This is a genomic window from Legionella clemsonensis, from assembly GCF_002240035.1.
Classification (GTDB): domain Bacteria; phylum Pseudomonadota; class Gammaproteobacteria; order Legionellales; family Legionellaceae; genus Tatlockia; species Tatlockia clemsonensis.
In genome coordinates, this window is the sequence record NZ_CP016397.1 from 2,909,977 (window position 1) to 2,923,406 (window position 13,430).

The following is a 13,430-nucleotide window of genomic DNA, read 5'->3' on the forward strand; positions in this document are numbered from 1 at the left end:
AATCCAGGGCAAACCAGAGTGAGGATCATATTATTTTGAATTAATTTCACACGATTATCTTGCACAAATTATCACCACCTGAGCAAAGCGAAGGATCCCCAGCAGATAAAATCCCACTCTTTGAGTGATCTTCTGCAAGTCGAACCACATCTATATTGAGTCTTCGCTTTGCTCAGGATAGCGCCTTGTTTATAATTTAGATAAAGTATGATTTTGTCCTGTAGCATCTAATAGCAAATGCCTACATTTCCACCTTTAAACGCGAAATCTAGCATCGCTATTGATAAAAGATGGCATGAATGCTTGAAAATTTATACAGAGAGCAGAAAAAAAGCCTTTTGCTCTCGAATTAGAGGCCTCTACTCTGATATTTTATCTCTTATTATTGACTGATTAAGAATAGCTTCTTGAATTGTTCAATAGGACATTTTTCCCAAATTTTATAGGCTTATAGAACCTTAAAATTTTGTAAATTCCTCCCAAAAGTCCTTGGTAGACGGGATTAAAATGGTATACTCTTCTCATAATTTTTTAACGGAACCTGGCATGCAAGCAATACTGAAATTGGTGGTGAGCCTTGTACTTGTTATTGGGGTTGCCATTGCACACGCTGAGAATAATTTAAAAGAGTTTGAGCAAGAACTTAGTGACTCGGTTATTACCACAAAAATTACTGCCAAATTTACCAAAAATCGTAATTTAAATCCCTTGAAAATTTATGTGTCTACTGAAGATGGTGTTGTAACTTTACGCGGCCATGTTAAAAATCGCCAAGCCTTTGTTGATGCCCTGCGACTGGCAAAAATGACAAAGGGAGTTAAAGAAGTAGACTCTGATGAGTTGGTGATTAAACAAGTAAATACTGCTTTTACTGATGCTTATATTACAGCCAAAGTTGAAGCGGCAGTTTTGAAGGCAAAAGTATTTGATGATGAGTCCATCCCTTTGGTCGGAATTAATGCAAGCACGACCAATGGTACAGTCACATTATCAGGGCGCCTGCAACAAGAAAAAGCTATTAGCGCTATTATAAAAAGGGTGGCAGCCGTACGTGGTGTTAAGAAGATTATTTCAAAACTGCAAATCGACAAGGAAGCCTCATGAAAACTCTTACCCGGTTTAAGCTTTTTCTTCTGACATTTGGACGCTTTAAAGTTCCTTTAATTGGTCATCTTAAGCCTAAGCTCATTAAACTGAATGCGCAGGAAATTGTTGTTAAATTACCCTTAACTCGCCGCAGTAAAAACCATTTGAATTCGATGTATTTTGGAGCGCTAGCCGTTGGTGCTGATTTGGCAGGAGGGATGCACAGTTTCTACCATGCCAATCAGGCAAAGGTTAAAGCTTCTGTTGTTTTTAAATCTTTTCAAGCCCAATTTTTACGTCGACCTGAAACTGATGTTTACTTTGTTTGCTCTCAAGGTGATACTGTCAAAGCAATGATTGACGAATCTAAAGCGACACAGCAACGGGTTAATCAACCCATAGAAATTAAAGCCTTTATTAATTATCCAGACAGTCCTGAAGAAGTTGCCAATTTTATTCTTGAATTATCAGTAAAAATTGTTTAGTCGGGAATTAGCGCAACCTCTTTCATTTATGATGCATTGGATTTGCAATTTTTATTGAATTATCAATACAATGAAATTCTGGTGACAATCAAGCTACCCAATGAATTTAGCCTCTTGGCAGCGCGCGGCATTTTTATTTCTCCTAGCTAGCTATGGCGTGCTTTTTTATTTTATTCTCACGTTCCAACAAGGAATAGATTTTGCCTCCTTTTATTCCTCCGCCCAAATGTTAATCACAGGGAATAATCCTTATCAAACCTTGGTAGCCCACTATCTACCCGTAGTAAAAAAACTTGCCTGCAATTTAAATCCTCCCTTTGTATTGATGTTATTTAGTCCTCTGGCCAAGCTGAATTATCATTCAGCCCTTGCTATTTGGTGGATCATCTCTCTGATATTATCACTGATTGCTGCTCGACTTGTCTTCAAACATGCTTTTTCTGTCCACTTTTATCAACAAAATTGGCCCAATCTTTATCTCCTTTACCTGGCTTTTTTTGGCATTTTAATGGATAGAGCGATTACGCAACTTGGTGCTCTGTTAGTATTTTGTATTATTCTTGGTTATCACTTTTATTCTAAAAAAAAGGATTATTTGGCAGGGGCACTATGGGGATTTGTTATTGCTCTTAAATTCTTCCCTGCCTTATTATTTTTCTACGTTTGCTTGCAAAAACGCTACCAGGCCTTTGCGATAATGCTGAGTGTGGCTTTGCTCTTGTCTCTTCTTCCTCTTATGGTGTACGGTACACAGATTTATAAAGATTATCTGGCAATGATGCCTCAAGTTCAATGGTATGGTGATAATTGGAATGCTTCTGTTTATGGCTATCTTTTCCGTATTTTTGTTGACGTTCACGATAAAACGCAAAGTCGTTTATATGTAAGTATTTTTTACGGGATTTTATTTATTGTCTTTTTTTTATGGTATTTAAAAAAAGCCAGTAACCTGCTAACACCCTCAAGCGACAAACAATTCTTCGCATTAACTTTGGCGATGATGTTATTATTAAGTCCATTTGGTTGGCTCTACTATTTTTCTTTGCTTATTTTTCCACTGGCTTTAACCTGGGAAGCTATTTTTTTGTACGGCAATAGTCTCAAGCCAAAAATTTTATGGCTCTTAAGTCTATTTTTACTTAATTTTCCTATTGATTATCTTTCCAGTAAAAAAATGACGGAGTTATTAAATAAATTTTTAATTTATTCGTTCTATTTTTACGGTTTACTCCTCCTCATCTATCTCTTGTCTCGCCCACAAATACATTTTACACGCTCCCATCCTGCTCCAATAAGTGCCAGATATTATCCGGTAATTATTATTATTTTTGCCTTTGGTTTTTTAATTCCACTTTTAAGCTTTATAGAGCGACTCTTTGATATTCCCTTCATAAAAATAAGCCACTGAAACTAAAAAATTTTTATTTTTTCCTTCATAAAAGGGTAATTGACAAATGACTATCCGAAGTCTAACGTTAACCCATAAAGGGATTAATAGTTTGTTGAACTTGGCCAAGAATGATTGATCTGACGATACATACACAACCTGATGATGAAACATGCGGCCCCACCAGCCTACATGCAATTTATCGTTACTATGGTCTAAGTCTTGATTTGTCAGAAGTCATTAAAAATGTGGAGCGCTCTCTTTCAGGAGGTACCTTAGCTCCTATGTTAGGTAAACATGCACTTCTACATGGATTCCAAGTGACAATTTATATCAATAATCTCAATCTTTTTGACCCCACATGGTTTGATTTCGAACAAGGAAAGGCCTGCCAGGATCTATTGAAAATTAAGCTAAATGCACAAATGAAATATAAAAAAACAAAAGCAATTTTACAGGCAAGTCAAGCTTATCTTGATTATCTTGCACTTGGTGGTGAGGTGCGTTTTCGCACTCTGAGTGTCCAGTTGTTGAAAGATTATTTTTCGCAAAAAATTCCTATTCTCACAGGTTTAAGTGCTACTTACCTCTACCGTAGTTCCCGTGAGCGTTATATAAAGGGTGAAGCAATTTACGATGATATTCGTGGTGAGCCTTGTGGACATTTTGTTGTTTTATGCGGTTATGATGACAAAAAACGACTTGTCGTTGTCGCTGATCCGCACCGGGAAAATCCTATTTCCCAAGACAATTATTATAAAGTAAGTAGTAATCGTTTAATTAACGCTATCATGGTAGGTGTTCTGACCTATGATGCTAATTTAATAATAATTCAACCAAAGAGTGATTAAATGGAAACATTAATCGTAACGGATGATCCTTCGGGGTGGAAATTTCTAGACTCCCTTGCTGCTATTGTCAAAGCTTCAGATTATTTGTCCAGTGAAAACTATTACCAGAGTAAATCCATTCGTGTGCTTAATCTTTGTCAATCTTATAATCATCAGACCATCGGCTATTACGTGTCTTTGCTCGCTCATGCCCGTGACCATAAAGCCATTCCTTCTGTGCACAGCATTCAAGATGCTCTTAATGCGGAGTTATCCAAGTTTATTTCTCAGGATGTCGATGAAGAAATTCAACACAGTTTACATGACATTAAAGGAGAGGAATTTGTTTTAAGCTTATATTTTGGACAAAACATGGCAAAATGTCATGCCAATCTTGCTAAAAAATTGCATGGTTTATTTCCCTTGCCACTAATGCGTTTCACGCTGGAAAAAAAGAAGCAATGGCGAATTAAAACACTTCAGGTTCTAGCATTAGCTGATGTTCCCGAACACCATAAAGCATTTATGCAGGAGGCGGCAAAAAATTATTTATCTAAAAAGCGCTTTCACCAATGGCGCAAAAAACAACGCTATCATGATCTAGCTATTTTAATTGATCCTGCTGAGCCCAACGCACCTTCCAACAAAAAAGCCCTGGATACGTTTGCAACTACTGGAGAAGCGATGGGATTAAATGTTGATTTTATTGAAAAAAGCGACACCAAATCGCTTGCTGAATATGATGCTCTTTTTATTCGAGCGACTACTTCAGTTAATCATTACACTTATAGAATGGCAAGACGAGCAGCCCAAGAGAATTTGGTGGTTATTGATGATCCCCAGTCCATTATAAAATGTAGCAACAAAGTTTATCTGGCTGAGCTAATGCGAAGTCATCAAATTTTAACGCCAGAAACTATTTTTATTAGCAAATATGATAAAGAAATTCCAAACGTTGAATTTCCTTGCGTGTTAAAAAGACCTGACAGTGCCTTTTCGCACGGCGTCATTAAACTTGATAACAGTAAGGCGTTACAAAAATCACTCACTCAATTTTTTAAAATCTCCGATTTAGTATTAGTGCAACCATTTATTCCCACAGAATATGACTGGCGCATTGGTATCCTGGATAATAAACCAATTTTTGCCTGTCGCTATTATATGGCAAAAAATCACTGGCAAATTTATAACTGGGACGCTATTAAGGGAAAACGGGAAGGCGATACAGAGACTATTCCCTTACATGAAGTGCCGGAAGCCATCATTAAAACTGCTTTAAAATGCACGCGCTTAATTGGTGATGGCTTATACGGTGTGGATATTAAAAGCCAGGGTGATAAACATTATGTTATCGAGGTCAACGACAATCCAAATATTGATTTTGGCATTGAAGATAAAATTTTAGGGGATTCACTTTATGAACTTGTTATGAGTGTTTTCTTGCAACGCATCCGCAGGAAACATGGCTATGTCTGATTATGCAATATTTTCAGTATTAGGCATTGAAATTGAATATATGCTCGTTGACTCTCAGTGCTTAAATATCCAACCTCAAAGTGATCTTATTCTTGAAGAATTGGCAGGAGAATTAGTCAACGAGGTGGCATTAGGAGACATTGCCATTAGCAATGAACTGGTACTTCATGTGCTGGAACTAAAAAATAATGGACCTAAACCACCTGATGCTTCTATTGTTCAACAATTCCAACGAGCCATTGACCACTTGCAACCCCACCTTGCTGCAAGAAATTTACAATTATTGCCAACAGGTGCTCATCCCTGGATGAATCCCTTACGAGAAACCAAGCGATGGCCCCATGGTAACAGGGACATCTATCATCAATTTGATGCTATTTTTAATTGTCAGGGGCATGGCTGGGCCAATCTGCAAAGCATGCACGTTAATTTGCCCTTTGCCAATGATGGAGAATTTAGGCAATTACACAATGCAATTCGTTTATTGCTTCCTTTATTGCCTGCCTTGGCTGCGAGCACTCCTTTTTTAGAGGGCAAAAAAACCGGCTTAAACGATTCACGCTTATACTTTTATGGAAAAAATCAACAAGCTATTCCATGTATCAGTGGCGATATTATTCCTGAGTTTATTGAAAGCGAACGACAGTATCGTGAACAAGTACTGGCACCCATGTATCAAGCGATTAGTCCTTATGATCCGCAGGGAATTTTGCAACATGAATGGCTTAATTCCAGAGCGGCTATTCCAAAATTTGGATCCAAAGCCATTGAAATTCGCATTCTCGACTCCCAGGAATGTGTACAAGCAGATATAGCAATTGCCTTAGCGATTCATGCGATTTTAAAACATTGGCAAATGACTTCATCGTATTATTTAGACAGACCCTGCGAAACCCAGCGCTTGCGAGCTGTTTACGATAAAACCATTAAGAATGGTTTGACTGTATGGATAGATGATGCAGAGTTAACCAAACAATGGCAATTGCCTCAACGTACCATGATTACCCGTACTATTTGGTCTAATTTGATTGAAAAAGTAAGCTCTACACTTGATAATTCTACTCAGAAAACGCTGGAATTTATTTTAAGCCAGGGCAATCTAAGTGACCGCTTGCTAAATGCCTGTGGCAACGAAATTAATCAGTCAACCCTTACACGTATTTACAGGCAGCTTTCCCACTGCTTAATGACTAATCAATTATTTAATCCAACATGAACACGCGTATCCTTGTGTTAAGTTGTGAACATGCGGTGAATACCGTTCCTGCAGCTTATCAAAAATATTTTATTGATCATGAAGCGTTGTTGAATACGCATCGTGGAATAGATTTTGGTGCCCTTGCGATTGCCAGACACTTAAGCAAGGCATTTGATTGTGATTTGGTACAAGCCAAAGCGACCCGATTGCTTATCGACTGCAATCGTCGCTTAACTAATCCAGCCTGTTTTTCAGAGATAACCGCGGGATTACCTAAAGCAGAAAAGCAAGCCATCATTGAAGAATACTATCTACCTTTTCGCGAACATGTAATTAGCATCATTAGCAATTATATTGCCTTAGGTTATGAGGTGTGGCATTTTTCTATTCATAGCTTTACACCCGTTATGAATGATTTGCCGCGTAATGCCGACATTGGTTTTCTTTATGACCCTAAACGAATCAAAGAAAGAATGTTGGCACGAGCATGGCAATCAATCCTTAAAGCCGAGACAGATCAGTTCCGTGTGCGCCTTAATTACCCCTATCTCGGAATTACCGATGGCTTCACAAGCTTTCTCCGCAAACAATTTGATGGAGCGATGTATGTAGGTTTGGAGGTTGAAAACAACCAAGCTCTAATGGGCAATGATCACTCTCTAATGCAAGTGGCTGAAGCATTAGTTTTAACGCTTAGACCCTTACTGGCTACTCCATACAATGTGCTATCTGCCTACAAATAGTTAACCAGTCCCTCCTTAAAATTCAGTATCGGCAGTAGCTTGTTGCCAGATGCCTTTTATAACCTTCGAAGCACATGGATGTGCTTCGAGAGCGCCAGGAAGGCTTCATGCGTTTACAAAAGGCATCTCGCAACAAGCCATTGCCGCTATCGGTGGAAATAAGCGAAAATTCCTGTAGCTTAACGTTTTCGCTTAACACCTAGAGCAGACATAACCGCACGCATCAGATCACGCATAATTTGTCTTATTATTTGACGAAATAATGTGTTTTTAGTAATTTGTTCAACCACTGAAGGCTCTTCTTTTGTCTTTTTAGTTTTTGCCTGGGCAGGTGATACTTGCTGATTACTGATAGCAGTCCTGGTGGCTAAAATTTCCTTTGCTGAATGTGGTTCTTGCCGTTGTTCGTATTTTGGCAGCAAGGTCGAGGTTGTAATGGCCTGATTTAACTCTTGTTCATTAAGCACTCCCATACGCGACTCTGGTGCTCGCACCAGACACTCAATCAATGGCGTTGGTTGACCCTCTGCATCTAAGGCACTTACCAAAGCTTCTCCTATTGCCAGAGAAGTTAATATCTGTTCTGTTTGGTAGTATTTAGATGGAGGAAAATTTTGTGCTACCAGTTTCATTGCTTTGCGATCTTTTGCGGTAAATGCACGCAAAGCATGTTGAATTTTTAAGCCTAGCTGACTTAACACTGAATCCGGCACATCATTGGGTGTTTGTGTGCAAAAAATTAAACCAATACCCTTTGAACGAATTAATTTAACCATCGTATTCAATAAATTGAGCAAGGCTTTGCTGGCATTACTAAAGATTAAGTGCGCTTCGTCAATGAATAACACTAGTTTTGGTTTGGGTGGGTCTCCTAATTCCGGCATCAAACGATAAACATCCGATAGTAATTTAAGCATGAATGTGGAGAATAGCTTGGGCTTATCTTGCATGTCACTTAGACGTAGTATAGAAATTATTCCCATACCCTCTGAGTTGGTGCGCACCAGATCCAATACATTAAACGAAGGTTCACCAAAAAATTGACTACCTCCTTGGGCTTCAAGTTCAATAATTTTACGTACAATAGTACCTACTGAAGCGCTTGCCACCCCACCAAACTGGCCTTCTATCTCTTCTTTACCCGCATCAGTTTGCACAAACTGCAATAGAGACTTCATGTCAGCCAAATCAATTAAGGGTAAATTTTTGCTTTTTGCATATTCAAAAAGAATAGTAATAACACCCTCTTGTGTTTCATTTAAGTCCAACATTCGTGAAAAAAGAAGTGGACCAAACTCTGTGACGGTAGAACGTAAGGGAACTCCCTCATGTGAATCACTTAAAGTGAGCATTTCCACTGGGAAGGCGCGCGGTGTATAAGTCAGATTGAGTGATTGACTGCGCGCGATCAGCGTATCAGTGGCTTCACCAGGTACAGCTAATCCTGAAACATCCCCTTTAATATCCATAACCAGACTAGGCACACCCGCTAAAGACAACTGCTCACTCAAAACTTGCATGGTTTTGGTTTTACCACTACCCGTGGCACCTGCAATTAAACCATGGCGGTTCAGTGATTTGAGCACTAAATTAACGGGCGCATCGGGGAGTAAATGCTCATCCACTAAGATGCCACCTAACTGCAACATAGGGAGCCCAGAAGCCCGATAAGGAGCAATTAAATCTTCATACATAAAAATAACATCCATGTTAGGGAGGGATAACTTGATTATAGTGAAGTACTCACAAAATTTACATGGGTATTTAATGTAACATTGCGTAATGAGCACTCACCGGAAACGATCATCCAATCATTTAAGATTCGTTTCTTATAAAATTTATCGACCACTATACCATCTCAAAATTAAGAGTAACTTAAGAGGGATTTTGACATTCCGGACAAAAACCATAAATATTTAACGCATGGTCAGTCATTTTGAAATTTGCTTGTGTTGCAATCATTTGCTGACGCTGTTCAATAATTTCGTCAATAAATTCTTCAACCTTTCCGCATTTAATACAAACCAGGTGATCATGATGTTCGCCTTGACTAAGCTCGAATACAGAATGTCCACCTTCAAAATTATGGCGATTCACAAGGCCCGCTGCTTCAAATTGTGTTAAAACGCGGTACACTGTTGCTAATCCCACATCTTCCCCCATTTCTAATAATGCTTTATATACACCTTCAGCACTTAAATGATGATCACGGGACTGCTCTAAAATTTGTAAAACTTTCAAGCGGGGCATTGTAATTTTTAATCCAGCCTCTTTTAGCTGTTGACTCTCTTCCACACAATATTCCTCAATGACTATTCACCTTTTCCAGGACCAGATAAATGCAGCTAATTTTGAGCACAAAAACCTCTCTTTCGCCTACTTGCTGAGCTTTAGGTGCAGCATTCCTATAATCTCGTATCACTATCTATGACATTCGCGTATAAAGCGCGGAATGAGAGCATTTTGCCTTTAGTTTGCGCTATTAGCTGCGTTTACCCTGTCTCAAGTGTGAATTCTATGACTGACATGGTATTATGGCCAAATTTTTCGAAACAGGCAAAAAAAATGCGAATTAAAATTGTTCTCATCACGGTCATAACTATAATGTTATCTTTTAGTTTAACCAATTGTATTTCTTATGATTATGCAAGACGTATTGTGCAACAAGGTAATTTGTTACCTCAATCCAAGATTGAACGTCTAAAGTTAGGCATGAGTAAAAATGACGTCGCTATTTTAATGGGTACGAGTTTATTAAGTCCTACGTTTAATAACGAGCGTTGGGATTATGCTTATACCTGGCGTAGAGGAGCAGGCCCTTTAACTGTGCGGTACTTAAGCTTGTATTTTTCTCATAACCGACTTGTTAAAATTGAACATAAGCCTTAACCCGGTTGGTGTTGGATTATTTCATTTCGGAGCAAATAATATTTCCTTGCACGCCGAATAATTTAATTGTTGACACCCTGTGGCTTGTCTACAGAATTCAGCGATGTGAAGAGATTTCTGGATCCCGCGGACAAGCCCTGAGAGATGGTCACAAAACGAATGAGTAATTGATTGTTGAGTACGATAGTTTATAGACTGCCTACGTACTGCGCTTTACGATTTCGCAAAACTACTTTTCTTTTGTCTTAGCCCGCAATCTTCGTTTCTCTTTGGGATCAAAAGAAAGAGGCCGATAAATTTCTATGCGATCACCCGGTTTTAATACGGTGTCCAGCGTTTTCTGTTGGGCAAAAATTCCCACTGGGAAATTTTTTATTTCAGGATGAGCAGTGAGTAAATTCGACTCCTGCAATGCATCGCCAATAGTAGATCCTGGCTGAAGATTCAATTCCAGATGAATAGTTGAACCTTCTTCAGGAATATAAATTATCTCAACCTTGACCATAGAGAGCCTCGGCACGCTCACAAAAAGCATCTACCATCTTTTCCGTGACCTGTTCAAATACGGGCCCCAATACCACAGAAAACATCCAACCAGCAAATTCAAACTCTAAATCAAAGGAAATTTTGCAACCCTCGGGCACTTCATCAAATCGCCAAAACCCCTCAAGGTGCTTAAATGGACCATCAATTAAACGAATTTCTATCATTTTATTGGCTTGCAAACGATTACGCGTGGTAAAGGATTTACTCATTCCAGCAGCAACAATGACTAAGGTTGCCTGAACTTCATCCTCATCGCGATGATGCACCATACTTTGTGAGCAATAGGGTAAAAATTCGGCATATTCCTCTACTTTATTTACTAGACCATACATTTGTTCGCAGGTGAAAGGAACGACTCGCATCTTTTTTACTATGGTCATGCCAAGTTCCCCTTCATCAAATTGGAAAGCCATGTTGAAAGTTCCTTAATTTCCTCCATGCAAATGGAATGCTCCATTGCATAAGTATGCCAGCTCAAGTTTTGATACCCCTGTGCCAAAAGCCAGTCAATAGTCATTTTGCTCCAGGCAGGTAAAACAATCGTGTCATACGTCCCAAACCCAAGGAATATAGGCGTACCTTTTGCAAGAGAAGGCCTACATTCTGAAGCCAGAGGTAGATAAGCTGACAAGGCAATTACTCCTCCTAAAGGATAAGTAAGGTGTAGCGCTGTATGCAGCGCCATTGCACCACCTTGAGAAAAACCTGCCAAAAATATTTTGTCTGAAGGCATTCCCTGCTCGGTCTGTGCATGAATAACTTGAAGAATTTCTTCTTCTGAATTTAAAATTCCTTCTTTATCTTCCCTTGTAGTAAACCTAAGCTCAAAAATATCATACCAGGCACGCATGGCCATGCCACTATTAATGGTTACTGGCCGCACCGGAGCGTCAAGAAAAACATGACGAATAGGCGTATTGTTTAACATTAACTGATCAGCCAGTCCTGCCATATCAGAAGCATCCGCACCCAGACCATGCATCCAAATTATGCAAGCCACAGCCTGCTGCTTTGGTTCTTTGATATAACTCTTTAACACCTTATCTCCAGCAGAAAAAACCTAAATTATTACTAAAGCATTGAACTATAGCAAGGCTAAAATCCTTTATAATGGTAATTCATTAGTCAGTTTAATATTCAATAGATCTGTTGGGCGGTTGAATGAGAGTTCATAAAATACAATAAGATCTCATACTGAGCAAAAGACGAAGGATTGTAAGCAGAAAAATCCTGCTCTTGAATGAAAAGCTCCTTCAAGCGACGAGGTCGCGGTAGTTTTATGCAAGACAATGGGTGTGAAATTAGCATTGCCCTGAAAATTACAATGAATAACCTTTTTCACTCAAACTGACTATGTTATAATCAAAAAGATCGGGGTACTAATTTTTTATATTTATGTTTTTAAAAATTCACGCATTCCTTGCCGCGTTATTCAAACAGCCAGCAGACTATCAAATTAATGAAGTCAATTGGCAGAATATCACTTATTGGTATACGCAGAGCGATGAGGAGAGTAAAAACTATCTAGTTCGTGGCTTGGCTTTACATTCGCAAATCAGCGTGGAAACTATCCATACCCATTTGACAGCAGGATCCTCACTTGAATTATTTAATAATATGCAACAAGAGGCTCAGGCTGAGGCAAAAATCAGCTTTATGAGACGCGTCCAAAAAAATATGCCCCAAATCAAAGAGTCTTCTTTGACTTCAGGACAATGGCTGGAGTTGTTACGCCGTTTCACTCGACAGAATACACCTCGTTTAACTGTCTCTTTTCTTACTCACCATTTGTCCGAGATTGACCCCTCATTGATCATCCGGAGTAAAACACCACGCCCAATGCGAAAAGCAAAAGAGTTCCGCCATAGTAATAAAGTCCAACCCCAAGCAAAACGGCGCAAATACAAAGAGGTTGATACTGAGACGAACTGTTTAATTTTGGATGAAAATTCTGAAAATCGAGATTTGCACACAACTTTGGTGCAACATGGTGTGAGATTAGCCCAATTAGAACCAGCAACACCTGAGAAACCTTATAAAACTGTCTGTCGCACTCCCGGAGGCAGGAAAGCACGTCAACTGTGGCACCATAAATCAGGAGAAAGAGAACTTACATTTTTTAAGCCCATCACTCCATCTCCCAAAAAAGTAGAATTGACCCGTACCGTGCATGAAGTGACTAAAAAAATTCCCAGATTACGATTATTTCGTCATACAGAGCCTGTTGGCTTTGTGGCTACTTTAGAAAAAATTGAGCAACGAGAACCAACCCGCCGTATAGGCCAAAATCAACTTACAGGCACAAGTTGTCAACAGGTTTTTGCAGCCTATAACCCGACTGTTGTTATTGAAAGTCATAGTAAGTATCACTGGTCTCATCTTATTGCTCATTATTTTGGTGGTGAGCAAAACATCAAAAACCTTATCGCCGCAACAGCCGCTTCAAATTATAATGTACTGGATATGGTTGAACATTTTATTGCCAAAAAGCTGATCGATGATAAAGTTGCAGCGATTAATATCCATGTTGAGCCTACCTATAACGATAATGAGGATATTCCGACTGCACTTGTATTTTCTTTGACTTGGGAAGAAAATACCTTACTACGAGCGGAAACTATTTGCATTAATCCTCGCTCTCATGAACGGTTTACAAGTGCTACGCTTAAAAGCGTTAATTTTGTTCGGGAAAAATTTGCAGACTTTGTAGTAGAAGCCGAAACCAATTTAACTTCTCCAAAACTTTGATAGCGGTTTTCCATTGAATTTCTTATACTTGATTTTTTATAC

At 39.0% G+C, this 13,430-nt stretch carries 13 protein-coding genes and 1 pseudogene; 9 read left to right on the forward strand and 5 right to left on the reverse strand.

Features of this window, described 5'->3' with window-relative positions; genetic code table 11:
• The first annotated feature begins 546 nt into the window (after nt 1-546).
• The 7 genes from clem_RS12915 to clem_RS12945 all read left to right on the forward strand — a co-directional run bounded on the left by clem_RS12915 (nt 547) and on the right by clem_RS12945 (nt 7,205).
• Complete coding sequence (locus clem_RS12915; protein WP_094092359.1) at nt 547-1,104, forward strand: BON domain-containing protein; 558 nt, start codon at nt 547-549, stop codon at nt 1,102-1,104.
• Nucleotides 1,101-1,571, forward strand: a complete 471-nt coding sequence (locus clem_RS12920; protein WP_094091928.1) for a PaaI family thioesterase — start codon at nt 1,101-1,103, stop codon at nt 1,569-1,571. Before clem_RS12915 ends, clem_RS12920 begins: the two co-directional genes overlap by 4 nt.
• 100 nt (nt 1,572-1,671) lie before the next feature.
• The gene (locus clem_RS12925; protein WP_094091929.1) at nt 1,672-2,979 is read left to right on the forward strand and encodes a glycosyltransferase family 87 protein; all 1,308 of its coding nucleotides are present in this window, start codon (nt 1,672-1,674) and stop codon (nt 2,977-2,979) included.
• A gap of 110 nt (nt 2,980-3,089) precedes the next feature.
• Nucleotides 3,090-3,809: a cysteine peptidase family C39 domain-containing protein gene (locus clem_RS12930; RefSeq protein WP_094091930.1), complete on the forward strand. Its 720-nt coding sequence runs from the start codon at nt 3,090-3,092 to the stop codon at nt 3,807-3,809.
• Complete coding sequence (locus clem_RS12935; protein ID WP_094091931.1) at nt 3,810-5,264, forward strand: RimK family protein; 1,455 nt, start codon at nt 3,810-3,812, stop codon at nt 5,262-5,264.
• Nucleotides 5,257-6,480: a glutamate-cysteine ligase family protein gene (locus tag clem_RS12940; RefSeq protein WP_198333132.1), complete on the forward strand. Its 1,224-nt coding sequence runs from the start codon at nt 5,257-5,259 to the stop codon at nt 6,478-6,480. Before clem_RS12935 ends, clem_RS12940 begins: the two co-directional genes overlap by 8 nt.
• Nucleotides 6,477-7,205, forward strand: a complete 729-nt coding sequence (locus clem_RS12945) for an N-formylglutamate amidohydrolase (protein WP_094091933.1) — start codon at nt 6,477-6,479, stop codon at nt 7,203-7,205. Before clem_RS12940 ends, clem_RS12945 begins: the two co-directional genes overlap by 4 nt.
• Before the next feature lie 179 nt (nt 7,206-7,384).
• Here the strand turns inward: clem_RS12945 and clem_RS12950 are convergent, their stop codons facing one another.
• Nucleotides 7,385-8,899 carry a helicase HerA-like domain-containing protein gene (locus clem_RS12950; protein WP_094091934.1) on the reverse strand — a complete coding sequence of 505 codons (1,515 nt, stop codon included), beginning with the start codon at nt 8,897-8,899 and terminating at the stop codon, nt 7,385-7,387.
• A 181-nt stretch (nt 8,900-9,080) separates the two neighbouring features.
• Complete coding sequence (gene fur, locus clem_RS12955) at nt 9,081-9,500, reverse strand: ferric iron uptake transcriptional regulator (protein ID WP_094091935.1); 420 nt, start codon at nt 9,498-9,500, stop codon at nt 9,081-9,083.
• Nucleotides 9,501-9,739: 239 nt separating this feature from the next.
• On the opposite strand from fur, the pseudogene clem_RS12960 reads away from it, so the two are divergent.
• Nucleotides 9,740-10,094 (forward strand): annotated as a pseudogene (locus clem_RS12960) (outer membrane protein assembly factor BamE).
• Nucleotides 10,095-10,323: 229 nt separating this feature from the next.
• Here the strand turns inward: clem_RS12960 and clem_RS12965 are convergent.
• The 3 genes from clem_RS12965 to clem_RS12975 are packed head-to-tail and all read right to left on the reverse strand — an operon-like array spanning nt 10,324 to nt 11,664.
• Complete coding sequence (locus clem_RS12965; RefSeq protein WP_094091936.1) at nt 10,324-10,599, reverse strand: RnfH family protein; 276 nt, start codon at nt 10,597-10,599, stop codon at nt 10,324-10,326.
• Complete coding sequence (locus tag clem_RS12970; RefSeq protein ID WP_094092361.1) at nt 10,586-11,020, reverse strand: type II toxin-antitoxin system RatA family toxin; 435 nt, start codon at nt 11,018-11,020, stop codon at nt 10,586-10,588. The genes clem_RS12965 and clem_RS12970 overlap by 14 nt, the downstream gene beginning before the upstream one ends.
• The gene (locus clem_RS12975; protein WP_198333278.1) at nt 11,017-11,664 is read right to left on the reverse strand and encodes an alpha/beta hydrolase; all 648 of its coding nucleotides are present in this window, start codon (nt 11,662-11,664) and stop codon (nt 11,017-11,019) included. The genes clem_RS12970 and clem_RS12975 overlap by 4 nt, the downstream gene beginning before the upstream one ends.
• A gap of 371 nt (nt 11,665-12,035) precedes the next feature.
• On the opposite strand from clem_RS12975, the gene clem_RS12980 reads away from it, so the two are divergent.
• Nucleotides 12,036-13,388, forward strand: coding sequence for a DNA/RNA non-specific endonuclease (locus tag clem_RS12980; RefSeq protein WP_094091937.1), 1,353 nt, complete (start codon nt 12,036-12,038; stop codon nt 13,386-13,388).
• Nucleotides 13,389-13,430: the final 42 nt, after the last annotated feature.